This is a genomic window from Ekhidna sp., assembly GCF_965228795.1.
Taxonomy (GTDB): domain Bacteria; phylum Bacteroidota; class Bacteroidia; order Cytophagales; family Cyclobacteriaceae; genus Ekhidna.
In genome coordinates this window covers 2,745,169-2,769,095 of the sequence record NZ_OZ245839.1, presented here as the reverse complement: position 1 = coordinate 2,769,095, position 23,927 = coordinate 2,745,169, and the positions used below count along the sequence as shown (strand labels likewise).

Sequence of the window (23,927 nt, the reverse complement as noted above, 5' to 3'; positions counted from 1 at the left end):
TCTCTTCAGGCTGCTTTTACTTCGTTTCTTACTAATATTTCTTTGGCCAGGTTGAGGTAACTGATTGACCCTTTGCTATCTGCATCATGGGTAATGGCCGGCATGCCGAATCCGGGAGATTCGCTCAATTTGATATTTCTTGGAATCATGGTATCGAAAACCAACGATTCAAAATGCATTTTAACTTCTTCCACTACCTGGTTTGCCAGATTAAGTCTCACATCATACATAGTAAGAAGAATGCCTTCAATTTCCAATTCAGGGTTTAACCTGGTTTGTATAATCTTAATGGTGTTTAGCAACTTTCCTAAACCTTCAAGGGCAAAGTACTCACACTGTACAGGTACAATCACAGAATCAGAAGCAGTCAGTGCATTGATGGTGATTAAGCCAAGTGAAGGTGAGCAGTCGATGATGATGAAGTCATAATCGTCGCGCACTTCTACAAGTGCTTGCTTCATTTTTTCTTCACGCTCCTCAATGTTCACCATTTCTACCTCTGCACCTACTAAGTCAATATGAGAGGGTAGGAGGTCTAAGAATTTTATCTGCGTCTCAACGATGCTTTCTTTTGCACTCGCCCCATCCACCATGCACTCATAGATACTCACTTCCACGCTTTTCGGATCAACGCCCACACCTGATGTTGCATTTGCCTGTGGATCTGCATCCACGATAAGTGTTTTAAACTCCAACGCAGCAAGGCTTGCGGCTAAATTGATAGCGGATGTTGTTTTACCAACTCCACCTTTTTGATTTGCTATAGAAATGATCTTACCCATATATATTTCGTTTGAGATGTGATTTTAGGTAGTATAAAGAACACAAATATATTTAACCTACTCTCAAGATAGTCATGTTGTGAATAACTTGTGTAAAAAAGAAAAACCTTGATTCAATTACGTAGAACCAAGGTTTTTAGTGTGGTTATCAACAATCTTTTTTCTAAAACACATGCTGGCTGAGAAACGATTTGCAATCCAACACTTCCATTTCTGAGAAGTAAAAGTCATCAAGGTCTTCAGTCACAATGCAAGAGCAGCCTGACTCTATTGCGGCATAGTATTGAAATCCGTCTTCCAGATCATTGATTTTTGAATTGTCAATGGCTTTACTCACAGCACTTTCCGTAATCACAGCCAACTTGATCATTTCTTTGAGCAGAGCTATTTTTTTCCTTGCAGCTTTTGTTCCATGTTTTTTTGAAGAAAAGTAAAATGCAATTGCAAGGCACAAGCTAGATGTATAAAGGTCAAACTTACTTGACTCTGCTAAACTCAAAACCCGAGAAGAATATGTGAAAACAGGGTACTCTTTATTCAGCGTAGCGACAAGAATGTTTGCATCAAGAAAGACTTTCACTTTTTACGACTTTCGTAAAAGGACTTTTTTACTGATTTGGTGGATTTCTTGTATTCAATCTCACCTTCTGCCACTTGGTGTACCCAGTCTGCAACTGGCAATTCTTCTAAAGATTTATAGGTATCAGAATCAAGCTGGCTATAAAGAAACTGGGTAAGTCTGGATAGACTAATGTTATGCTTTGCTGCAAATCTCTTTGCGGACTCAATTGCTTTTTGATCAAAACTTAAAGTAACCTTAGCATCCATCCTAAAAATCTTTATACGTCAAAAATAAAATAAGTTTACGTAAAAAAAGAAAAACCTTGATTCATTTACATAGAACCAAGGTTTTTAGAGTGGTTATCAATAATCTATTTTTTCTTTTTCTTATTCTTTTGTGCTTCCTGGCTTGCTTTCATTGCTTCTTCAAGTCTTGTAGCAAATTTGGACTTCTTCTTGTTGGCATTCTTTTTCTTGTTCTGCTGCAACAACTGATGAATTTTGTCCTCATCAATGATTTTACGGAATAAGACTGTTTGACCAAAGGTCACCATGTTTGAAACAAAGTAGTAGAAAGTCAAACCTGAAGCGTAGCTGTTTAGTACAAATAAGAACATGATTGGCATCATGTATTGCAAGGTTTTCATTGGCCCTTGTACGGTTGTGATCTGACTATTACTCCAGGTATAAAGGATAGTTGATAATGTCATCAACAGCGTGAACAAACTCACATGATCACCATAGAAAGGTATCTCAAACGGTAATCTCAGCACGCTATCATAGGTCGATAAATCGTGGGCCCATAAAAAGGACTCTTGCCTTAATTCTACTGCGTTCGGAAAGAAGAAGAATAAAGAGAATAAGATCGGCATTTGTAACAACATAGGGATACAGCCACTCACTGGGTTGATTCCAACCTGCTGATACAGTTTCATTTGCTCCTGTTGTGCTTTTTGCATGTCCCCGTCATGCTTCTCTTTGATCTCATCAAGCTCAGGTTTCATTGCACGCATCTTGGCCATGGACATGTGTGACTTCCATGTAAGCGGCGCTAGCATTATTCTGATGATTATTACTACCAGTAATATGATGATCCCATAGTTCGAAAAGAACCTTTCTAAGAAATGGAAAATTGGAATGATCAGATACTTGTTTACAAGAGGAAGAGGACCCCAACCCATATCCAGGTTCTCTTCAAAATCAGGAGCTACATTCTTCAGTATACGGTAGTTATTGGGACCGAAGAAGTATCGCGCTTTAAAGTTATTTGCAAAATCAGCGTAAGGAATTAGCATTTGCATACTAAGGTTCTTTACAGATGTTGTATCTCCGAAATCAACTGTTTGACTTACATAACCTGAACGAAAAGCCTCTTTAGCAATAATTCCGGCTGTGAAGAATTTTTGCTTAAATGAAACCCATTTTACCTGGCTACCTAAGGTTGCATCCTCAAACTCAGTAGATCGCTCTGCAAGTTCATCGTAATCGCCATCTGCTAGATAATACCGCACATTACTATTTATCCTGCCGTCTTCAAGGTTTTCCTCAGCTCTGTTTATGGCATGATTCCAATTGAATTGAACATCAGTGGCGTTTAGCACTGTGTTTAGGTTCTTACTTTCAAGACTGTATGCGACCTGAAAACCGGAAGGAGGCAGTAAATACTTTTGTACGATCGAAAAGCTACCATCAGTCAGGACATATGAAATCTGAGTCGTATCATTAAAGTTTTTGACCGTAGGGACAAATGAAAGCTCAGAGAGATTGATCATTTTTCCATTATGATCAATCACCATTTCTGATCTGGATTTGGAGCCGTCCACCAAAATCAGCGGGTTACCTAAGTAATCCATATGATTTTTAAGAACAACTTCTTTTATTCTTCCTCCTTTACTGGAAAACGTAACGATAATCTCCTCGTTTTCAATGCTTTTCTCATTTTCTTCTCCCTCTGCAGCAAAGGCGAAAGCTCCATATTGCTGGGTTTTCAAAGTTGCTTGAATGGAGTCTGGTATAGCAGGCAGTGCTTCAGCGTTTTCCTCAGCAGGAGCTGCTTCTTCGATTGTTTCAGAGATGGGTTCTTCCTGTGTGGTCAATTCCTCAGCAGGAGGTGGGTTCGGAGCGAACCATGTAAAATACACCGCCAACAAGGCGAACATTAGGATTAGTCCTATAAATTGATTTCTATCCATTTAGTTTGAATTATGCTTCTTGACTTTTCTTCAGATCAAGCGATGCTTTGACAAATTTCACAAAAAGAGGGTGCGGGTCCATAACCGTAGATTTGAGTTCTGGATGATACTGTGTCCCTACGAACCATGGATGATCTTTAATCTCCATGATTTCTACAAGATTAGTATCCGGATTGATCCCTGTAGCTGTCATCCCTGCGTTTTCGTAATCTTCTAAATATTTATTGTTGAATTCGTATCTATGCCTGTGACGCTCCATGATCTTTTTGGATCCATAAGCGGCGTAGGCCTTGCTACCTTTTTTGAGTTCGCAAACATAAGCCCCAAGTCTCATGGTTCCACCCATATCCTTGATGTTTTTCTGACTTTCCATTAAGTCAATGACAGGATACGACGTTTTAGCCATCTCTGCGCTATTGGCTTTTTTCTTTCCAAGGACATTTCTTCCAAACTCAATAACAGCACATTGCATGCCCAGACAAATACCGAAGAATGGCACCTTGTTTTCACGGGCGTATTGTACAGCGTATATTTTTCCTTCTATGCCTCGCTCACCAAATCCTGGTGCTACCAGGATTCCGTCCAGGCCGGAAAGCGCTTTCTCCACATTGTCACCATCAAGCTCCTCGGCGTGAATCCAATTAACGTTCACCTTACACTCGTTGGCCGCACCGGCATGAATAAATGCTTCGGCTATTGATTTATAGGCATCCTGAAGCTCTACATATTTTCCTACCAATCCGATATTTACAGAATCGGTTGGATTCTTGAGGCGGCCTAGGAATTCTTTCCACTTGTCAATCTTTGGTTCCTTTTTGTATGGCATCTTAAACTTGGTAAGCACACGCTCATCAAGTTTTTCTTTACGCATCAAAATCGGCACGTCATAAATAGTAGGAGCGTCCAATGCCTCAATTACTGAGTTGATTGGAACGTTACAGAAAAGGGCCAGTTTTTTTCTGATTTCCTGAGTGATCGGATATTCTGATCTGCATACCAGGATGTCCGGTTGAATACCGGCTTCCAAAAGTTCTTTTACTGAGTGTTGCGTAGGTTTGGTCTTTAGCTCACCTGAAGCTTTGAGGTAGGGAATAAGTGTAAGGTGAATAGAAATACTATTGCTTGAGCCAAGTTCAAATTTTGCTTGTCGAACGGCTTCAATAAATGGGAGGGACTCAATATCACCTACACACCCTCCAATTTCCGTGATGACCACATCGTATTTCCCGGTTTCCCCCAGTTTGTAGATGTTATTTTTTATCTCGTCTGTAATGTGTGGGATCACCTGGACGGTTTTACCTAGAAATTCACCCTGACGTTCTTTTTGAATGACGTTGTAGTAAATACGACCGGTAGTAACATTGTTGGCCTGAGAAGTTTCAATGCTTAGAAATCGCTCATAATGTCCAAGGTCAAGGTCGGTTTCCGCCCCATCATTAGTCACATAGCATTCGCCATGTTCGTATGGGTTGAGAGTCCCTGGATCAATGTTGATGTAGGGGTCAAATTTTTGAATGGTTACGGATAAGCCTCTGGCCTGTAGTAGTTTACCGAGAGAAGCTGCGATGATCCCCTTTCCCAGGGAAGATGTTACACCGCCCGTAACAAAGATGTATTTCGTTTTAGACATGAAGAGCGTTTACCTATTTCTTGTTACGGGATGCAAAGGTAGCTTTTTATTCCATTCTACTATGGATTATTTGAAGGGAATGCGATAAGAAATGGAAGCACCGAAATATCCAAGTGGATCAACATCAATTAATTCCCCCGGGAGCTGCACAGGAATGCTATACGTATAGCTTAGCAGAAAATACAATCTGTTTGTTGATAATGATAAAGGGAATGTTAAGGCATAATTCAGAACTCCAAATTCATTGCTATCTACATATTCGGTTACTTCATACCCTTCCGTTGCGATTTGTCTTAAAGCATTTCGATCCTGATTTGAAAGATCTGCGGAGTTCCTCAAATCATTCAAGAGTTGATTCCTTGCTGCTTCTGTGATTGTACCATTTCTATAAGCTCGTATGATGATCAAGCCGATATATCGTTTTTGTTCTTCATTTAGGTTTGAAAACGAAGTAATTCTAAGCAGTCGGTCAGCATTTTGATCACTTATTTGTCTATTAGTAATTCTAAGCTGCGTTATATCGCTATTGCCCACCATCATGTTTATGGACGGATACATTTTAATGCTTCTAAAAATCCACCAGTTTCCTAAGTCAATTTTTCCCGAAAGATTTGCGATGATTCTATTTGCAGTCTCTTCACCAAAAAGAAATGAATAGTCGACAGAAGTAAATCCCCATTTAAAATCATAGCTAATTGAACCTCCAAGAGAATATGTTAGGGGGTTATTTGAGGAGTCTTGTGGGTTATAAAACCATCTTTCTGCATCAATGGAATAACTCCATTTTGAATTATTGAAGGTCCCTAAATACCCTCCTGATAATACAGTAGGGTTATAATTGGGCTCCACACCGCTATTCCAATAGCCGGCAAGGTCACCATAAAAACCTGATTTGTGATAGTATGATATTCCCGGAGATAGACCTGATTGGCTGATTTCATAATCCCTTCCGGCACTTGTTACGTTTGTTGTAAACCCAAAACGAATATTCAATTCATTGCCGGGCTTTACATCCATTAAAAACAGGCTATCAATGAGATTGAATATGGATAATGAATCCATTTCCTCTTCAAGGATTTTTAGCTGCTCGGCATAGCTCAATTCGTCCTGAGTATAGGATGGAAAAACCATGACAAACAGCACCGCTATGGTAGCTATTCGACGCATCAGGTAGGGTAGGTTGGGTTTAGTTGCGTCGGTCGTTTAGTCTTCCATCGTTCCTTCGTTGCTTTTGACGTTTCATTTGTTCTGCACGGATTCTTCTTAAAAGCATTTCTTTAAAATCGTTTTCTGCTTTGCGAAGATTATTGAGTTGTCTGGTGGTAATAACCTTTAATATTCGATCTGAATATTCTCGTTCAAGTTTAAGCTGCCGCTCTTTAACCTGGGTAGCCATCTCAAGCATCTTCTTGTTCTCCTCTTCAGAGGCTTTGTTTGGATCAAAGCTTTTTCTGGCCTGATCAAAATCACGCCTAATTTCCTGCCGCTGCTTTCCAAATTCCCGATAAATGGGCCAGAATTTTTCAGCTTGTTCAGGGCTCAGCTCCAATCGTTCAGTAATCAAAGCAATTTTAGCCGCCTCAATCTTTTTCATGGCCTCCGGACTTTGAGCCCAGGAGGCAATCGAAGCGAACATTACCATAAATCCAATAATTTGTTTCATATCTATAAGTATTCGTCTTGTAAATCATATTCTAGTAGCACATCATCCAATGACTCATCATTGATGTCGATTCCCTCTAAAACGTTTGGATCTTCAAATTCAAAAATTTCGTCACCGTCATTGATTGTGCTAGCAATCTCATATTCATCTAATTCTATCTGATCCAGATAGGCAAGCAATTCACCCTGAGGTACACTTGCTAAAATTTCCTCAGCACTGGATGTATTATTTGTTGGAAGGATAAAAATGAATGTGATTATCAGTATAATGGAGGCAGCCAATGCAAGACTCCACGAAGGAATGCTCCTTTTGATAGCTGCATTTTTTTCTTTATTTATCCGTGTTTGGATCTTCAAAGGAAGATCTTCAAAGTAGCCATTTGGAACTTTGTAAACCTCTTTTTTATCTATATCGTCCAGTTTGTATTTCATTGCGTATTCCTTAGATGTTATTTATCCGAAAAGGTTTAATCTCCATTGATAAATTCTTCGATTTTTTTAACCGCATGATGATAATTGGCTTTTAAGGCTCCAATGCTTGTGCCCGTTATCTCTGCAATGTCTGTGAATTTCATTTCATCAAAGTATTTCATGTTAAATACCATACGTTGCTTATCCGGTAGTTTTAATAAGGCCTTTTGAAGTTTCATTTGAACTTCATCCCCCGATGGTTCTGCACTACTAATGAGCTTCTTTGTTAGCTCTCCTTCTAAATCATGAAAGGGCATAAAAAATCTTCTTTTCTTTTTTTTAAGGAAGTTTAAACACTCATTTGTTGCGATTCTATAAATCCAGGTGTACAGTTTTGCATCCGCCCGAAACTTATCGAGGTTCTTCCAAACCTTCACAAAAATCTCCTGAACCAAATCGTCCGCATCATCATGATCGATCACCATCTTTCTTACATGCCAATAAATTCGCTCCTGGTATTCTCTTACCATCAAGTTAAACCCGTAATTACGAGTTTCTTTATCTCGGATCTTTGCTATTATCTGATCTTCCAATTTGTTTCAGGTGGGTTTCACCACTTAGATACTAAAGTTAACCGATGGTTTAATGTGTAGCTATAAAAATTGATTTTTTACAACCTTTGGTGTCAGGTGTTGTTACATTTAATGTTATTGTATTTAATTTGAAGAATGGGAATATCCGAAGAAATAAAACAAGAGAAGTTCAAGAGCGAATTCTCTAAATCCATTGTTAACATTATTTATACGAATGCATGGCTGCACCAGCAGCATTTGAAACTTTTCAAAGAGCAGGGGCTGACGACACCACAATTTAACATTTTAAGGATTCTCAGAGGGCAACACCCAAAACCAGCGACGGTCAATTTACTTATAGACAGAATGCTTGATAAAAGCTCCAATGCCTCCAGAATTGTAGATAAGCTGGAGCAAAAAGGATTAGTTATACGAAAGCAATGCTCCAATGATCGAAGGGCAGTAGATGTTCTGATTTCCGATGCAGGACTATCACTTCTTTCTGAAATGGATACCAAAATGGATGCGTGGGAATCTCAAAACGGGAAACTCTCAGAAAAAGAAGCCGCGACTTTAAATGAACTTCTGGATAAAATCAGAAGCTGATTTATAAGTCTTTAAGCGTTTCCAGGATTCCAGCCACTGCACCTTTCTTCCTTATTATCATCAGCGGAATGCTGTCATTGATACGAATCATTCGTTCTGCTTTGCTTCCGATGAATAGGGCAGAAGTGGCGGTCCTTCCTTTTGCTCCCATGACAATCATATCAACTTTCTTCTTTGTAGCAGTTTCAATGATTAGGTCAATTACTTTGCCATGCTCGTCAAGAGTAGTTACAGGGATCAATTCCTGAGATTGATTTTCAGCTTTTTTGATTAGTATTTCAAGGTCTTTGTTTGCATGACCTTTCATGATTTCTGAAAATTCCCTATAGGTCTTTCCTGAATAACGATAGCTGGAAGGAACGGTATATACGTTTTGTAAGTAGATTTTTGATTTTAAATCCTTGGTTAGCAGCAATGTACGCTTTAAAGAAAGTGAAGAGTAATCTGAAAAATCTACTGGTATGAATATTTTATCAAATTTGATTTGAGAACCTTCTGGAATGACCAATAGGTTACAAGGAGATCTTCTGGCAATACGTGTACTTAGTACTGAATCACTTACCTTTTTTCTTCCGAGAATAATCAGATCTGACTTGATATCATTGGCGGCTTTTAGAATCTCTTTGGTTTCATTTCCTTGTCTGACATCAATTTTTGTTGAGACATCACATTTAAAATGCTTCTCTAATAATGTTTCAATTTCATTCTTACGCTCTTCTATTGCTTTATCTAAAAGATCGGGGAATTCCTTTAAGACAGCTTCAGGAAGGTTAAAGTCTTTAATAATGTTTAAAAAAGTAATTTGAGTAGTGCCGGCGATTTTACTTAATGCGCAGGCATTTTCAATCAAACCTTGATCCATGGAAGTGTGATCAAGACAAACGATTATTTTTTTAAGTGGCGCTATCAATTTTTTGGGTGTTTATTTTCTGCAAAATTACGATTGTATAACAATCCTTCAATGCGATTTATCTTATTTTCAAAATATTTTTTCTTAAAATATTAATGTCGATAAATAATACCTTGAATAGCGCTAAAAAGTTTCACTGAAACAGAATTTTATTCTATATCCTTGAGTAGGTCACACAGCATTTCCACAGATTCCTTCGAATGAGTGGGGAAGTTGGCAATACGGATATGATTTTTCTTATGTATACCATAGCCTGAACCGAGTATAATACCCTTTTTTTCGAAAAAGGATAAGATTTTACTTGGGTCTTTAGCATCAGCAACAATCGTCGTTTTAGAACGATGCTCCTTAGAAGCTACGAAATGATTGAGTGATTCATGTGACTCAATTGCCTGGTTTAGGATGGTAGCTTTATATATGGTATCGTTTCTTAATTTCTTAAGTCCCACTTGAATCATGTCATTTGCTATTTTACCTAGAAGATAAATAGCAAGCATGTTTGGAGTCTCGGGTGTTTGATGCTTATCACCAAATTTTTTCAGGTTTGGTAGGGACCTGTAAGATCCTAATGAAGTTTTGGTTGCTCTTTTTTGTGCAACTTCATGACATTTCTCATTAACAATCCAGACCCCTAATCCGGGAGGCAATCCAAATGCTTTTTGAACTGAAAAGTAGGCAGTATCAATCTTTGAGAAGTCGATTGGCAGGGAAGGTGCAGCGCTAACGATATCCAGTGCAATTAATTTGTCCGGGTTTTCCTCTCGAAAGTTTGCTAGCTCTTTCTCTGTCGTAGTAAAACCAATGCTGGTTTCATTTTTTGTAATACCAATGAGCTCAGCTTTTTCTGGTATATTCCAATCAGAAAATATGGCTCCATCTTCAACTTCTGTTACGCTACTCGACTTATGATGGGCTAAAGCAAAATCATAAAATTTCTTACTAAAAGCACCATTTGCGAAATGGTGAGAACTCTCATCCACCAGGTTTTGAATGATTCGATCCCATACCTCATTGGCTGAATTCAGGTAGTAAATATCATATCCTGCTGGTAGTTCCAACAGTTCCTTTAAAGCTTCTGTAGTTTCTTCTACTATTTTAATGAAGGTGGAACTGCGATGTGAGATTGAAATAATGTCTAAAGCAAGCGCTCGCTTAAAATGCTCTTCAAACGTATAGAATAATTGAGTTGGACCGGGTGTAAAGTAGATTTTATTGGACATAAAAAAAGCTCTTTGAAAAAGAGCAATATAAGTTTAAAAATCTGGTTTGAGTTCCCTTAAACGCGTGTTTCCATCCACTTAAACGTGCGGTTAATGATCTTAAGTGCTAATTTGATTTTCTTAACACTAATCATCTCTCTGGATTCGTCATACATAGTTACGCCATCAGCAAACAGCAACACCTGAGGATATTCATTAATCACTCCGGCACTATCTGTAACCATCTCAGCGATATCTTTATCTTTCATCACATCAACCATGTATATATCAAGATTTTCAGGAGAAATGGACCATTCTCTTTCTAATTGATCTAAGGCGTGCTGACTTTCAGGGGATGATGGCCGATGCTTAAAAATTAGCGCAGGCTTATCCCGAGAATTTTCTACCAGGCGATCAAATTCCTCTATTGTGTTCAGCGATTTCCAGTTCAGCGGATAACTCATTCTCTACAATTTAGCTTATAAACGTTAAAATAAGCTCTTATGGTTGGGTGGTAATAGATTAATTTGGTTTAAACTTAATATAAAACTCTGAATCTTATGGTACCTCTGACCATTTTCAGGTCTTTTATTACATCTTCATGATAATTCTTATCAATATCCGTAATAACATAACCAACTACGTCATTGGTTTTCAGATATTGCCCTCCAATATTTATGCCGTGTTTTGCAAGAATGTTATTGATTTCCGCAAGTATGCCGGGTTCGTTTTTGTGTATGTGAATAAAACGATGAGCCTGACTTAAAAGCGGCAATGTAATGTTTGGGAAATTGACACTGTTGGTAGTTGAACCTGTATTTATATATTCTATAATCTTTGAAGGAACAAAATCAGCAATGTTTTCCTGCGCCTCAAGCGTACTCCCACCTACATGAGGAGTCAAAATCGTGTTTTTCAAACCCATTAAAGGTGACTCGAATGGATGATCATTGCTGAGAGGTTCTTCCGGGAAAACATCAATGCTGGTGCCATGAATTTTTCCACTCTCGATATTAGCTTTGAGTGCATCGATATCCACGATATGCCCTCTACTAAGATTAATAAAAACCACACCATCTTTCATCAATTCAAACTCTTTTGAACCAATCATCCATTTATTATCTTCACGTCCATCCACATGCACACTGATGACATCTGAACTTTGAAGTAAATGCTCCAGTGTTGGACATGGATTAGCATTACCCAAGGCAAGTTTTTCCTCCAGATCAAAGTATTGCACATTCATCCCAATTGATTCTGCAAGAACAGAAAGCTGTGAACCAATCTTACCATAGCCAATGATGCCTAATGTTTTTCCCCGAACCTCGAAGCTGCCACTTGCTGATTTATTCCATTTGCCAAGGTGCATTTGCGCCATCTTATCTGGAAGATTACGCATGAGCATAATTATTTCTGCTAGGGCCAACTCCACCACAGATCGTGTATTAGAAAAAGGAGCATTGAAAACAGCGACACCTTTCCTTAAGGCAGCATTTAAGTCTATCTGGTTTGTTCCAATACAGAAAGCACCTATAGAAAGTAATCTTTTAGCATTCTGCAGCACTTTTTCAGTGACCATAGTTTTGGAACGAATTCCAAGCAGACTCACATCCTTTATGGCCTCTGAAAGCTCAACCTCAGTCATGCCGGCCGGATGCACTTCCACTTGATAACCCTCAAGCTTTAGTTTGCTGATAGCACCTTCATGAATGTTTTCGAGTAGTAACGCTTTGATTCTGTTCTTTGGATAAGAGTGAGCTCGTTCCAGCTTTTGGGTAAAAAGAAACTCGTCTAGGGAAGGGGCCTCATGGTCGGCTTCATTTAATATTTTCTCACGTCTGACATTCTCAGTAAAGACATAAAACTTATGTGCCAATCCTGCTTTTTTTATTTCATAATCCGTATATCCATCTCCTAAGACGAAGACCTCACCGTCTAACTTTAAGTTCTCAATCTGTTTTGGTTTGCCATTATTTCCGGATAGAATATTTCCTTCATCAAAACCTACAATATTCCCACCCTCATCATACTCAAACTCATTTGCAAAAACATGATCCTCTTTGATGCCATGCTTCTTGACGATAGGAACTATGAAGTCTTTGAAGCCATTAGAGACTATAAATATCTGGTCTTTGTATTTCTCAATGAACTCCGTATTTCTTTTAAATGATGGAGAAACAAGCGAACTTAAACGGTCTACTAATTCAGGTAGGTGTTGCTTATTGGCTTCTAATATTTCGATTCGTCTTTGGAGTGACTCCCTAAAAGACATTCCTCCATCCATTCCCTGATCCGTAATATCCTTGATTTCCTGGATAGCGTTCGATTGATTTTCGTTATTCTTGAGTGCGATTTCAGCGAGCACATCCAATGCTTCCACCTGTGTAAATGTGCTGTCAAAATCGATGATGAAATATTTAGTTTGCTTCATTTGAAGATTAGATAAGTACCAAAAATAGAACATGCATAAACTTCGGCACACGTTATTTCCTGTTTTCTTTTTTGCAATCGTTTTCGCTGATGGACAGTCATTCGATTCATTGAGTAATGCCATTGACAGTATTGTATTTGACGCGATAGGAGCCGAGGCATTTCCGGGTTGCGTTATATACGCTAGTCAAGGTGATAGCGTGTTTTTTCTGAAGTCTTATGGGTATCACACATATGACTCATTAAGAAGAGTAGCAGTTAATGATATCTATGACCTAGCCTCTGTTACTAAGGTGGTAGGAGGGACTCTGGCCATGATGAAACTATATGAGGAATCGAAATTTAATTTAGATGATCCTATTGGTGATTACATTGACAAAATAGGTAGGAAAGTAGGACGTGTAACATTTAGAGAAGCTTTAGCACATCAGGGTGGTCTTTATCCGTGGATACCCTATCATCAGGAATCAAGAAGGAAAAATGGAAAATTCAGGAAGAAGACTGTAACAAATGAAGTCGATGAAGACTATTCATTCGCATTGACAGATAGCCTGTATCTACACAGCGACTTTTACTCAAGGATTAAAAAGATGATAAGAAAGAGCAAGGTGTCAGAGGAAAAGGAATATCGGTATTCAGGCTTGTTTTTTTATTTGATCCCTGAACTTGTTGAAAATCTCACCGATACTTCCTATCAAGATTACCTGAATGCTCACTTCTATGACCCACTTGAAGCCGAGACATTGTCTTTTAACCCGTTGGATAAATTCTCATTGAGCCAAATTGTTCCAACTGAAATAGATACTTTTTTTCGAATGGAGCCAATTCATGGCAAAGTGCATGATGAAGGAGCCATTATGATGAAAGGTATTTCAGGAAATGCCGGACTTTTTAGCAATGCATCTGATTTAGCCAGAGTTTTTCATATGCTTATCAATGAAGGCAAGATGGATACACTGCAGTTGTTGAAGCCACAAACAATACAACTATTTACTACGACTCAATACCCGAACAATGATAACCGAAGAGGACTTGGTTTTGATAAACCATTACTAGCATACGATTCAATCCGAAGTAGTGTAGCAAAAGATGCAAGCTACAAGAGCTACGGCCATACCGGATATACAGGAACTCTCTCCTGGGCTGATCCGGAATCAGAGCTTATTTTTATTTTCTTGTCAAATCGAGTGTACCCATCACGGACTTATCGTTCACTCTACCAGTTGAATGTCAGACCGACAATTCATCAACTGTTTTACGATTACCTAAAGACCAATTTCACTGAAAAAAGCGACCCTGTCGGAAAGGTGAAATAAACAATTAATTTTGCTTATTTAAAATTATTCTAAATAAGCTTCGTTTTTGTAATTTATTTATTCTTAACGTACTGAAATTCATCTACTTGTGAAAGTATGATCAGGAAGTAGAAGGAGGGTTAATAGCCTACCTTTGAAAAACAACAACCCAATGTTACTTTTGTACCCGTTTGATCTCAAGCCATCGGAATACATGTTTAAAACAACACCGAATCTGACCCGAATATTCTTAAGCCTAGCCTTTGGAATATTTTCAATTTTGAGCCTTAAAGCTCAAGAAATTCCCACCGACGAAAGCGTTATCGCTGCAGGTGAATCAACCTTTAAAGCTAACTGTACTCAATGCCACCAGATATGGCAGAAGAGAATCGGTCCTGCGCTAAATGATGTTTATGAGCGTCGCTCCATTGAGTGGTTAAACTCATGGATCAAAAACTCGCAGGCAATGATTGCTTCAGGTGATGAGCAGGCTGTTGCTTTGTGGGAAGAATACAACAAGACAGTGATGCCAGCCTATCCATTCTCTGATGAAGAGGTAATGGAGCTGCTTGCTTACATCAAAGCAGAAACGGATGCAGGTCCTCCGCAAGAAGAGGTAGCTGTAGCAGCCACAGGAGAAGCAGGAGGAGGAGATTCAGTCGCATCTTCATATCTGATTGCTGTCATCATTATTTTGGTAGTTGTATTAGCCCTGGCAGTTGTTGCTTTACTGATTGCTGTAAAAACACTGAGTAAGCACTTAAGTCAGGTTAAAGATTTAGATGAGGCAGAGCAGGAGATTGTATCTCAGCAGTTTGATTTAGGTGCCTTCCTAAAAAGTAACTCCTTTGTAGGCACTGTAATTTTTATTTTTACAATCATCGTGCTAAAAACATTAATTGATGGAGCATTTACCATAGGAGTACAACAAGGTTATCAACCAACACAACCTATAGCTTTCTCTCATGAGCTTCATGCAGGTCAGTATGAAATTGATTGTCAATATTGTCATACTGGTGTGAATAAATCAAAATCTGCAAATATTCCATCTCCGAACATTTGTATGAACTGTCACTCACAGATCAAAAATGTAGGTGGACAGGATGGTGTATCAGAAGAAATTGCAAAGATTTATGCGGCAATCGATTATGATCCGGATACTCAAACATACGGTACTGATACCAAACCAATCGAGTGGGTGAGGATTCACAACCTTCCTGATTTGGCGTATTTCAATCACTCGCAACACGTAAATGTTGCAGATCTTGAGTGTGAAACCTGCCACGGACCAATTAAGGAAATGGAAGTTGTTTATCAATACTCAAACCTTACGATGGGTTGGTGTATCAATTGCCACAGAGAAACTGATGTAAATACGAAAGGAAACGAATATTATGACAAACTTGTGAAGCTTCATTCTGAGCAAAGCAAGGAGCCAATGAAGGTAGAAGATATTGGAGGTTTAGAGTGCTCTAAGTGTCACTATTAATATTCGAAAACAGCTTATCTAAAAGTAATGAACGAAACTAAGAAATACTGGAAAGGGTTGGAGCAATTGGAAAACACTGCAGATTTCCAAGATAGAGCTTCAAAAGAATTCCCGGAATATTTACCAATCAACGAAGGTGAGAATGGTGAACCATCTCGTCGGGATTTTCTAAAAATGATGGGCTTTGGAGTTGCTGCTGTTTCATTAGCGGCATGTGAAGCACCAATTAGAAAAGCAATCCCTTACGTAAATAAACCTGTTGATGTTGATCCAGGAGTTGCGAACTACTATGCATCTACCTATTCAATGGGAAGTGACGTAGCGTCAGTTGTCGTTAAAACTCGAGAAGGACGACCTATTAAAATTGAAGGTAATGATCTTTCAATGATTAGTGAAGGTGGAACAACCACTCAAGTAGAGTCTTCAGTTCTATCACTTTACGACCAGGAAAGACTTCAAAACCCTAAAATTGGTGGAGAAGATACCGATTGGGAAACCATCGATAATCGAATCAAAACAGAGTTGGCTGCTAACGCAGGAAAGCTTACAATCGTTTCTTATTCGAATTGTAGCCCTAGCACCTCAAGAGCCATTCAGGCATTAAGAGATAAGTACGGTGAGGTAGATCACGTTCAATATGACGCGGTTTCAATGAGTGGGTTGCTTGATGCTTACAGCGATGCTACAGGATCAAGAAGCTTGCCGATGCATGATTTTTCTAAAGCAAGCACCATTGTATCAATCACTGCGGACTTCTTAGGAAACTGGCCTAATCAGGCGCTTAATAATAAGCAGTTTGCTTCCACTAGAAAGCTTGGTCCGGACAAAAAGGAGATGTCTCGCCTTTATGCATTCGAATCAAACCTTTCATTAACAGGGTCCAACGCTGATTACCGACAGCCAATTAAACCTTCTCAGGAAGGCCTCTACGTAGCTAACCTATATAATCTAATCGCTCAGAAAGCAGGAGCTGCAACAGTAGGAGCTACAAGACTAGAAGATTCGGTAATGCTTGAAAAGGCAGCCAATGATCTTTGGAGATCAAGAGGTAAATCTGTCGTTGTAAGTGGGTCGAATGATAAGAATGTACAATTGCTTGTTATAGCCATTAATGACCTACTTCAAAGTTACGGCTCTACAATAGACTTAACGAGGAGTGTCAATACCAGAAAAGGAAGTGATAGTGCTTTTGCTCAGCTTGTTAGCGATGTGAAAGGCGGAAATGTTGGTTCTGTTATTTTCTATAATTGTAACCCGGCGTACGATCACCCAATGGGAGCGCAGCTTGTTAGTTCATTAGGAAAGGTTAAGACTACTATCTCAACCTCGGATAGAATGGATGAAACATCCAGCTCTGTGAAGTATGTTGCGCCAGATCACCATTATTTAGAGTCATGGAATGACTTTGAACCGGTAACTGGACATTACACACTTGCTCAGCCTACCATAAAAAATATTTTCAATACACGCCAGGCTCAGGAGTCATTCCTAAGATGGGCCGATAAAGATGCGTCTTATTATGAATTTGTAAAAGAAGGCTGGAAGCCATTTGCTGACGGTGATGTTACAAAGTTCATAGATAAGTGCTTACATGATGGTGTTTACAATGCTGAAGTAGCTGATGAAGCAAAGTCAGTATCAGTTGATGCTGTTGTTGTAGCGGGTAACTTAAAAGGATACTCTGCTAAGTCTGACGGACTTGAGCTTGCACTTTACACCAATTACTCTGTAGGAGATGGAGTTCAGGCAAACAATCCTTGGTTACAAGAGATGCCTGATCCAATCACAAAAGCGTGTTGGGATAACTATTTCACTGTATCACCAAAGCTTGCCCGTGAAAACGACTGGGCAGTAAAAGGTGGAGATATGGATTATAAGGTTGCTACACTTACTGTAAATGGTAAGTCTGTAACTGCTCCTGTTATTCCTCAGCCGGGCCAGGCTTACGGAACGGTAGGTTTGGCTGTTGGATATGGTAGAACCAAAGCCGGCAAAGTTGGTAATGGAGTTGGGGTAAATGCATATCAATTAGTAAACAGTTCTGCTGATGGTTTAAGGTATAATGCAAAAGCGTCTCTAGAGCTTACTGGTGAGGTTAAAAAAGTAGCCCAAACACAAACTAGTCAGACATACGCGGGACGAGAAACAGTCATTCAGGAAACGACACTTGGCGAATACCAAAATGATCCACAGGCTGGAAGACACTTCCCAATGATATCCAAGGCGGATGGCTCTAAAGTGAGACCGCACGCTGTTTCCCTTTGGAAAGGACACGAATATCCAAATCACCACTGGGGTATGATTGTTGACCTGAACTCATGTACAGGTTGTGGAACATGTACAGTAGCGTGTCAGACAGAAAATAACATCCCGGTAGTAGGTAAGGAAGAAGTGCTGAACCGAAGAGAGATGCATTGGATCAGAATTGATCGATACTACAGTGAGCGTCCTGAGAATGAGCTGACTGCTGATGATAAGAACCTGATGGAGGTGAAGCAGAAAGAGCTTGCCGCAATTGAAAACCCTGAGGTTACCTTCCAGCCAATGATGTGTCAGCAGTGTAACAGTGCACCATGTGAGACAGTATGTCCGGTTGCTGCTACAACACACTCGAGTGAAGGTCTTAACCAAATGACTTATAACAGATGTATTGGTACAAGGTATTGTGCTAATAACTGTCCTTATAAAGTACGTCGATTCAATTGGTTTAAATACCATGACAATGCCAAGTTCGATAAGAACACACCAATGAATAATGATCTTGGTAAGATGGTATTGAACCCGGATGTGACAGTAAGAGCAAGAGGGGTGATGGAAAAATGTACATTCTGTGTACAACGAATCCAGTCCGGTAAATTGGACGCCAAGAAAGAGGGCAGAAGACCTGTTGATGGAGAAATTCAAACCGCTTGTGCGAAATCATGTCCTACGGATGCATTGGTATTTGGAGACATGAAAGATCCGGAAAGCAGAATTTCCAAAACATTGAAACTGAAGTACAAAGAGAAGAGTGTGGAAGCTCAGGAAGATCGTGCATATCACGTGCTTGAAGAGCTTAGAGTGATGCCGAATGTATGGTACTTGACCAAAGTAAGAAACAAAGACAACAACGATAAAATAGAAGCATAATGCACGCAGAATCAGAAGTACGGATACCCTTAGTAACAGGTGGAAAGACCGTCCACGATGTTTCTGAGGATATTGCTGGAAGAGTAGAGGAGCGACCATCTATCACATGGATGCTAGCGATGGCAGTCTCTTTGGCACTTCTCCTGGCCGGAGGGTATGCAGTAGCTATCACCCTTTGGGATGGAATAGGAATGTGGGGTCTTAATAAAACAGTAGGCTGGGCCTGGGATATCACCAACTTCGTTTGGTGGGTGGGTATTGGTCACGCAGGTACCTTGATCTCTGCAGTACTTTTACTTTTCCGTCAGCGATGGAGAATGTCCATTAACAGGGCATCTGAAGCGATGACGATTTTCGCGGTAATTTGTGCGGCGATGTTCCCGGTACTTCACATGGGTCGCCCATGGTTAGGTTTCTACTGGGCATTACCACTTCCAAATACGTTCGGATCGCTTTGGGTAAACTTTAACTCACCACTATTGTGGGATGTATTTGCGATATCAACGTATTTCTCTGTTTCTCTTGTATTCTGGTATATCGGTTTGATTCCTGACTTTGCTACAATCAGAGATAGAGCTAAAAACAAAATTTCAAAAGCGATTTACGGTGCATTAAGCTTCGGCTGGACAGGTGGTGCAAAGACTTGGTCTCATTATGAGACGGTATCTCTGGTGCTTGCCGGTTTAGCAACGCCGCTTGTACTTTCAGTACACACTATTGTATCCTTTGACTTTGCTACTTCAGTAATTCCGGGATGGCATACGACAATCTTCCCACCATACTTTGTTGCTGGGGCGATCTTTTCTGGATTTGCGATGGTATTGACACTGTTGTTGGTAACGCGAAAAGTTTATAAACTGGAAGATTATATTACGATTCAGCACATTGAATTGATGAACATCATCATTATTGTGACAGGCTCGATCGTAGGTATTGCATACATTACAGAGTTCTTTATTGCTTGGTATTCGGGAGTAGAAGCAGAGCAATATGCTTTCATTAATAGAGCTACAGGACCTTATTGGTGGGCATACTGGTCAATGATGACTTGTAATGTGATTTCACCTCAACTATTCTGGTTCAAAAAGATTCGAACAAACCTTGCTGCTACATTCATTATTTCAATCATTGTAAACATTGGAATGTGGTTCGAGCGATTTGTAATTATTGTGACTTCACTACACAGAGATTTCTTACCATCAAGTTGGGCGATGTTCTACCCAACAATGTATGATATCGGCGTGTATGTCTTCACATTTGGCTTGTTCTTTACAGCGTTCTTCCTGTTTGCGAAGTTCTTCCCTGTAATCAACATGGCTGAAGTAAAGAGTATTATTAAAGCAACTGGAGAAAAGTCGACTAAGTCGGAGTAAATAGAAATAATATGTCTCAAGGAACGAACTACGTACTGGGTGTATATGACGATGAGGATGTTTTGATGGACGCCATCAAAAACGTTCGGGAGTCCGGTGTGAAAATCGAAGAGGTTTACTCGCCTTTCCCCGTTCACGGAATTGAAGAAGTCTTAGGATATAAAAGAAGCTGGCTATCAGTAGCAGCATTCTTGTTCGGTATTACCGGCACTTGCCTGGCATTAACCATGATGGTTGGAATGATGGGTATCGATTGGCCAATGATCATCGGTGGTAAGGATTACATTCCAATTCCTTCATTTATTCCGGTGACTTTCGAGATGACTGTACTGTTAGCTTCATTCGGTATGGTAGGTACTTTCTTTGTGATCTCGAACCTTAAGCCATGGGGTAAACCAAGAATCTACGACATCCGAATTACGGATGACAAGCATGTCATGGCAATTGATCTGGATAGAAATGATAAATCTGAAGCAGATATAAAGAAAGTATTGCAGGGTAGTGGTGCTAAAGAGGTTAACAATAAAACGTTTGATTGATAATGAAACTAAAGACATTTAGATATTTAGGAATTATCACGCTTGGAGCTGTTTTAGCTTCATGCGCTGCTGGTGTGGATGACACTGGATTGGAATATGCTCCTCAGATGTACCATTCTACTCCTTATGAGCCATTGACTCAGATTACAAATGAAGATGCCGGTACGTGGTTAGATTCTAATGATGAAGATGGCCATGGTGAGTTTTACAACTCCAACCCTTATAACCAGTTCAAGATGAATATGCGCGAGCCTGTCGCGAATACGGTTAGAAGAGGTCAACCTCTTCCGGTTAGGTTATCGGTAGATGACCTGGAGGTCGCAGCTGAAACGCTCGAGAGTCCGTTCGCAACGGATGATCCAAGTGTTGTAAAAAAAGGCAAAGCATTATACGATAGCTATTGCAAGCACTGTCATGGTGAAAAAGGAAATGCTGATGGTAAAGTAGCTGAAGCATATGCCGGTGTGGCCAATTTGAATGGTGCTGCTTACCTGGAAATTACTGAAGGTCATATTTTTCATGTAATCACTTTCGGTAAAGGTTTGATGGGCGCTCATGGTTCGCAGGTTAGTCCTGAGGACCGTTGGAGAATTGCTCGATATGTTAAAGAATTGCAAAAGAAGAATTAAGTCTACTCATGGTATCAGAAGAAAGATTTGAATTTACTGCTACTGCAAAGAAGCGACTGATCATCACCTTGATGGTAGGATTAGTACTCTCTGTATTGGGCTATTTTACATTAGGTTCAGGTGATCATGGCGGAGGTCATGGCGAGGATCACTCAGAAGTAGTAGCTGACGGCCATGGGGAAGAGCCTTACGGAAGTGAGGATTCAAGTACTAACCTTGAGGAAGATGCATCTTCAAGCAATAGAACCACTCCTGCAAAGGAAGGACATGGTGACGAAGAACATCATGGAAGTAGCTCTTCTGTGAAGAGACTATTATCCAACCTGTGGATAAACAACGTGTTTTTTGCTGGACTGGCAATTATAGGTGTATTCTTTTTTGCTATACAATATGCTTCTCAGGCTGGTTGGGCAACAGGAATCAAACGAATTCCAATGGCATTTGGTAATTGGCTACCGATAGCATTTGTGCTAATGCTTGTAGTATTCATGATCGGAGGCCATGATTTATTCCACTGGACACATGCCGATTTGTACGCAGAGAATGGTGGAGATGAAATTGTAAAAGGCAAGGCTCCATACTTCTTTTGGCCATTAGAGGGTGGTGCATTTCCGATTTTCTGGATTGGAAGATTGGTAATCTTTTTTGCTGTTTGGTATCTATTATTCAGAAAGCTAAGAGCACTTGCATATTCTGAAGATATTGAAGGTGGAACCACGCAGTGGTATAAGATGAGAAAGATATCTGCAATTTTCCTTGTGTTTTTTGCTGTTTCTTCATCAATGGCTGCATGGGATTGGATCATGTCAATCGACGTGCACTGGTTCAGTACAATGTTTGGGTGGTATGCATTTGCCAGCTGGTGGGTAGCAGGTCTTGCGCTTACTTTATTTATCGTGGTAATGTTAAAAGACAAAGGCTACTTATCTGTAGTCAACGAAAACCACATCCATGATCTTGGAAAGTTTGTATTCGCATTTAGTATTTTCTGGACCTATATATGGTTTTCGCAGTTCCTATTGATCTATTACGCACACATTCCTGAAGAAACTGTTTATTTCCTGGAGCGATGGAAAGATGATCATTATGCTCCTGTGTTTTATATTAATTTAATTCTAAACTTCTTCTTCCCATTCTTAGTTTTAATGACAAGAGATGCGAAGAGACATACAAGGATTTTGAAAGTTGTTTGTCCTGCTGTTGTATTCGGCCATTGGCTAGATTTTTATATGATGGTTTCGCCGGGAACAGTTGGAGACAATGGAGGTTTTGGATTCCTTGAAATAGGTTTGATTCTAGTGTATTTGAGTGCTTTCTTATATGTGACTTACAATTCGCTTTCGAAAGCTCCTCTATTTGCAAAGAATCACCCAATGTTGAAAGAAAGTTTGCATCATCATATTTAATTAGTGAGGGATAGGTTATGCTTAATTTAATCATTGTTTTAGCGGTCGTTTTAATTCTTGCTGTCATATTTACAGCATACCGCGTTACCACGTTAGTTGATGTTGTAAAGAAGAAAAAGGAAGAGGGGTATGTTTCCAAAAACAATAGCTTCCAAGGAGTATTGATGCTCTTATTCCTGGTAGGAGGTATTATTGCATTCTTCTACTTTTCAATCACAGAATACGATAACTATAATCTGCCGATTGCTTCTGAGCATGCAGTAATCACAGAAAATCTTTTCTGGATTACGATGTGGATTACGGTTGCGGTATTTATCATCACACAAATCTTCTTGTTTGGATTTGGTTTCAAGTACAGATACAAGAAAACCAATGTTGCCCATTATTATCCTCACAATAACAAGTTGGAAATGATCTGGACGATTGTTCCTGCTGTTGTTTTGGCTTGGTTGATTATTTCAGGATTGAAGCAATGGACGGTGATCACTGGTCCGGCTCCAGAAGAAGCTGAAGTAGTAGAGGTGATGGGATATCAGTATGCATGGGCATTCAGATATCCTGGAAAGGATGGTGAATTGGGTAAGTATGATTTCAGAAAAATTGATGCTGTAAATTCAATGGGAATTGATTTAACGGATCAGAATGGTCATGATGATTTTATGCCAACTCAATTAGTTATTCCAAAAGATAAGCCGGTGCTTCTGAAAATCAGAGGTAGAGACGTAATCCATAGTGTTTACAACCCTCATTTTAGATTGCAGATGAACGCTGTGCCTGGAATGCCGACCCAGTTTTGGTTTACACCAACAGTAAGCACAGCTGAGATGAGAGAGATAACCGGAAATCCAGATTTCAATTACGAGTTGGTTTGTAATAAGATTTGTGGAAAGAGCCACTATGGTATGAAGGGAATCATCACTGTTTTAGATCAGGATGAATATGATTCATGGTACAAAGAAAGTCAGGAGAACACGTTTTTGAAGCAGAATCCTGGTTACATCAGTCAAGTACCTGAAGATCTAAAGGAAGCTGCAAAAATTGCTGCAGGAATCGAAAACATTCAGAAAGAACAAAAAGTTACAACTGCTGCAAGCAGTTCAAAATAATAAAAC

The 23,927-nt window shown here is 39.6% G+C and carries 22 protein-coding genes; 9 read left to right on the top strand and 13 right to left on the bottom strand.

Annotated elements, in window-relative coordinates; genetic code table 11:
• Nucleotides 1-5: 5 nt before the first annotated feature.
• The 9 genes from ACQK2H_RS12360 to ACQK2H_RS12320 form a co-directional block, all read right to left on the bottom strand.
• On the bottom strand, nt 6-782 hold the full coding sequence (locus tag ACQK2H_RS12360) for a ParA family protein (protein ID WP_425391751.1): 777 nt from the start codon (nt 780-782) through the stop codon (nt 6-8).
• Nucleotides 783-945: 163 nt separating this feature from the next.
• Nucleotides 946-1,362: a type II toxin-antitoxin system VapC family toxin gene (locus tag ACQK2H_RS12355; protein ID WP_425391750.1), complete on the bottom strand. Its 417-nt coding sequence runs from the start codon at nt 1,360-1,362 to the stop codon at nt 946-948.
• Entirely contained in the window at nt 1,359-1,610 is a 252-nt protein-coding gene (locus tag ACQK2H_RS12350) for a DUF6364 family protein (protein WP_425391749.1), read from the bottom strand. The genes ACQK2H_RS12355 and ACQK2H_RS12350 overlap by 4 nt, the downstream gene beginning before the upstream one ends.
• 104 nt (nt 1,611-1,714) lie before the next feature.
• A complete protein-coding gene (yidC, locus tag ACQK2H_RS12345; protein WP_425391748.1) occupies nt 1,715-3,535 on the bottom strand; it encodes a membrane protein insertase YidC in 1,821 nt (606 codons plus the stop codon).
• Nucleotides 3,536-3,545: 10 nt separating this feature from the next.
• Entirely contained in the window at nt 3,546-5,165 is a 1,620-nt protein-coding gene (locus ACQK2H_RS12340) for a CTP synthase (protein ID WP_425391747.1), read from the bottom strand.
• Nucleotides 5,166-5,231: 66 nt separating this feature from the next.
• Complete coding sequence (locus tag ACQK2H_RS12335; RefSeq protein WP_425391746.1) at nt 5,232-6,332, bottom strand: hypothetical protein; 1,101 nt, start codon at nt 6,330-6,332, stop codon at nt 5,232-5,234.
• A 19-nt stretch (nt 6,333-6,351) separates the two neighbouring features.
• Nucleotides 6,352-6,828 (bottom strand): hypothetical protein, encoded by a 477-nt coding sequence (locus ACQK2H_RS12330; RefSeq protein ID WP_425391745.1) that lies wholly within the window; start codon nt 6,826-6,828, stop codon nt 6,352-6,354.
• Nucleotides 6,829-6,830: 2 nt separating this feature from the next.
• Nucleotides 6,831-7,259 carry a hypothetical protein gene (locus ACQK2H_RS12325; RefSeq protein WP_425391744.1) on the bottom strand — a complete coding sequence of 143 codons (429 nt, stop codon included), beginning with the start codon at nt 7,257-7,259 and terminating at the stop codon, nt 6,831-6,833.
• A gap of 35 nt (nt 7,260-7,294) precedes the next feature.
• On the bottom strand, nt 7,295-7,831 hold the full coding sequence (locus ACQK2H_RS12320) for an RNA polymerase sigma factor (RefSeq protein ID WP_425391743.1): 537 nt from the start codon (nt 7,829-7,831) through the stop codon (nt 7,295-7,297).
• Between the two features lie 135 nt (nt 7,832-7,966).
• On the opposite strand from ACQK2H_RS12320, the gene ACQK2H_RS12315 reads away from it, so the two are divergent.
• On the top strand, nt 7,967-8,416 hold the full coding sequence (locus ACQK2H_RS12315) for a MarR family winged helix-turn-helix transcriptional regulator (RefSeq protein ID WP_425391742.1): 450 nt from the start codon (nt 7,967-7,969) through the stop codon (nt 8,414-8,416).
• A gap of 1 nt (nt 8,417) precedes the next feature.
• On the opposite strand, the gene ACQK2H_RS12310 is transcribed toward ACQK2H_RS12315, so the two are convergent.
• From ACQK2H_RS12310 to serA, 4 genes are all read right to left on the bottom strand, one after another.
• Nucleotides 8,418-9,326: a universal stress protein gene (locus ACQK2H_RS12310; RefSeq protein WP_425391741.1), complete on the bottom strand. Its 909-nt coding sequence runs from the start codon at nt 9,324-9,326 to the stop codon at nt 8,418-8,420.
• 149 nt (nt 9,327-9,475) lie between these two features.
• Nucleotides 9,476-10,546: an aminotransferase class V-fold PLP-dependent enzyme gene (locus tag ACQK2H_RS12305; RefSeq protein ID WP_425391740.1), complete on the bottom strand. Its 1,071-nt coding sequence runs from the start codon at nt 10,544-10,546 to the stop codon at nt 9,476-9,478.
• A gap of 56 nt (nt 10,547-10,602) precedes the next feature.
• Nucleotides 10,603-10,989: a monothiol bacilliredoxin BrxC family protein gene (locus tag ACQK2H_RS12300; RefSeq protein WP_425391739.1), complete on the bottom strand. Its 387-nt coding sequence runs from the start codon at nt 10,987-10,989 to the stop codon at nt 10,603-10,605.
• Between the two features lie 74 nt (nt 10,990-11,063).
• Complete coding sequence (serA, locus tag ACQK2H_RS12295) at nt 11,064-12,956, bottom strand: phosphoglycerate dehydrogenase (protein ID WP_425391738.1); 1,893 nt, start codon at nt 12,954-12,956, stop codon at nt 11,064-11,066.
• Nucleotides 12,957-12,987: 31 nt separating this feature from the next.
• Between serA and ACQK2H_RS12290 the strand changes: the two genes are divergently transcribed.
• The 8 genes from ACQK2H_RS12290 (at nt 12,988) to ACQK2H_RS12255 (ending at nt 23,921) form a co-directional block, all read left to right on the top strand.
• Complete coding sequence (locus ACQK2H_RS12290; protein ID WP_425391737.1) at nt 12,988-14,271, top strand: serine hydrolase domain-containing protein; 1,284 nt, start codon at nt 12,988-12,990, stop codon at nt 14,269-14,271.
• Between the two features lie 151 nt (nt 14,272-14,422).
• Entirely contained in the window at nt 14,423-15,739 is a 1,317-nt protein-coding gene (locus ACQK2H_RS12285; RefSeq protein ID WP_425391736.1) for a cytochrome c3 family protein, read from the top strand.
• A gap of 27 nt (nt 15,740-15,766) precedes the next feature.
• Nucleotides 15,767-18,868, top strand: a complete 3,102-nt coding sequence (locus ACQK2H_RS12280; RefSeq protein ID WP_425391735.1) for a TAT-variant-translocated molybdopterin oxidoreductase — start codon at nt 15,767-15,769, stop codon at nt 18,866-18,868.
• On the top strand, nt 18,868-20,241 hold the full coding sequence (gene nrfD, locus ACQK2H_RS12275) for an NrfD/PsrC family molybdoenzyme membrane anchor subunit (RefSeq protein WP_425391734.1): 1,374 nt from the start codon (nt 18,868-18,870) through the stop codon (nt 20,239-20,241). The genes ACQK2H_RS12280 and nrfD overlap by 1 nt, the downstream gene beginning before the upstream one ends.
• An 11-nt stretch (nt 20,242-20,252) precedes the next feature.
• Complete coding sequence (locus tag ACQK2H_RS12270) at nt 20,253-20,780, top strand: DUF3341 domain-containing protein (RefSeq protein WP_425391733.1); 528 nt, start codon at nt 20,253-20,255, stop codon at nt 20,778-20,780.
• Between the two features lie 2 nt (nt 20,781-20,782).
• Entirely contained in the window at nt 20,783-21,409 is a 627-nt protein-coding gene (locus ACQK2H_RS12265) for a c-type cytochrome (protein ID WP_425391732.1), read from the top strand.
• 8 nt (nt 21,410-21,417) lie between these two features.
• Nucleotides 21,418-22,815: a quinol:cytochrome C oxidoreductase gene (locus ACQK2H_RS12260; RefSeq protein ID WP_425391731.1), complete on the top strand. Its 1,398-nt coding sequence runs from the start codon at nt 21,418-21,420 to the stop codon at nt 22,813-22,815.
• A 17-nt stretch (nt 22,816-22,832) separates the two neighbouring features.
• The gene (locus ACQK2H_RS12255; RefSeq protein ID WP_425391730.1) at nt 22,833-23,921 is read left to right on the top strand and encodes a cytochrome c oxidase subunit II; all 1,089 of its coding nucleotides are present in this window, start codon (nt 22,833-22,835) and stop codon (nt 23,919-23,921) included.
• Nucleotides 23,922-23,927 lie beyond the last annotated feature (6 nt).

Coding starts and splice junctions, on each gene's coding strand:
- ACQK2H_RS12265 (WP_425391732.1), top strand. CDS start 20,783: ATGAAACTAAAGACATTTAGATATTTAGGAATTATCACGCTTGGAGCT.
- nrfD (WP_425391734.1), top strand. CDS start 18,868: ATGCACGCAGAATCAGAAGTACGGATACCCTTAGTAACAGGTGGAAAG.
- yidC (WP_425391748.1), bottom strand. CDS start 3,535: ATGGATAGAAATCAATTTATAGGACTAATCCTAATGTTCGCCTTGTTG.
- ACQK2H_RS12280 (WP_425391735.1), top strand. CDS start 15,767: ATGAACGAAACTAAGAAATACTGGAAAGGGTTGGAGCAATTGGAAAAC.
- ACQK2H_RS12315 (WP_425391742.1), top strand. CDS start 7,967: ATGGGAATATCCGAAGAAATAAAACAAGAGAAGTTCAAGAGCGAATTC.
- ACQK2H_RS12335 (WP_425391746.1), bottom strand. CDS start 6,332: ATGCGTCGAATAGCTACCATAGCGGTGCTGTTTGTCATGGTTTTTCCA.
- ACQK2H_RS12325 (WP_425391744.1), bottom strand. CDS start 7,259: ATGAAATACAAACTGGACGATATAGATAAAAAAGAGGTTTACAAAGTT.
- ACQK2H_RS12300 (WP_425391739.1), bottom strand. CDS start 10,989: ATGAGTTATCCGCTGAACTGGAAATCGCTGAACACAATAGAGGAATTT.
- ACQK2H_RS12340 (WP_425391747.1), bottom strand. CDS start 5,165: ATGTCTAAAACGAAATACATCTTTGTTACGGGCGGTGTAACATCTTCC.
- ACQK2H_RS12360 (WP_425391751.1), bottom strand. CDS start 782: ATGGGTAAGATCATTTCTATAGCAAATCAAAAAGGTGGAGTTGGTAAA.
- ACQK2H_RS12255 (WP_425391730.1), top strand. CDS start 22,833: ATGCTTAATTTAATCATTGTTTTAGCGGTCGTTTTAATTCTTGCTGTC.
- ACQK2H_RS12350 (WP_425391749.1), bottom strand. CDS start 1,610: ATGGATGCTAAGGTTACTTTAAGTTTTGATCAAAAAGCAATTGAGTCC.
- ACQK2H_RS12270 (WP_425391733.1), top strand. CDS start 20,253: ATGTCTCAAGGAACGAACTACGTACTGGGTGTATATGACGATGAGGAT.
- ACQK2H_RS12290 (WP_425391737.1), top strand. CDS start 12,988: ATGCATAAACTTCGGCACACGTTATTTCCTGTTTTCTTTTTTGCAATC.
- ACQK2H_RS12330 (WP_425391745.1), bottom strand. CDS start 6,828: ATGAAACAAATTATTGGATTTATGGTAATGTTCGCTTCGATTGCCTCC.
- serA (WP_425391738.1), bottom strand. CDS start 12,956: ATGAAGCAAACTAAATATTTCATCATCGATTTTGACAGCACATTTACA.
- ACQK2H_RS12285 (WP_425391736.1), top strand. CDS start 14,423: ATGTTACTTTTGTACCCGTTTGATCTCAAGCCATCGGAATACATGTTT.
- ACQK2H_RS12260 (WP_425391731.1), top strand. CDS start 21,418: ATGGTATCAGAAGAAAGATTTGAATTTACTGCTACTGCAAAGAAGCGA.
- ACQK2H_RS12305 (WP_425391740.1), bottom strand. CDS start 10,546: ATGTCCAATAAAATCTACTTTACACCCGGTCCAACTCAATTATTCTAT.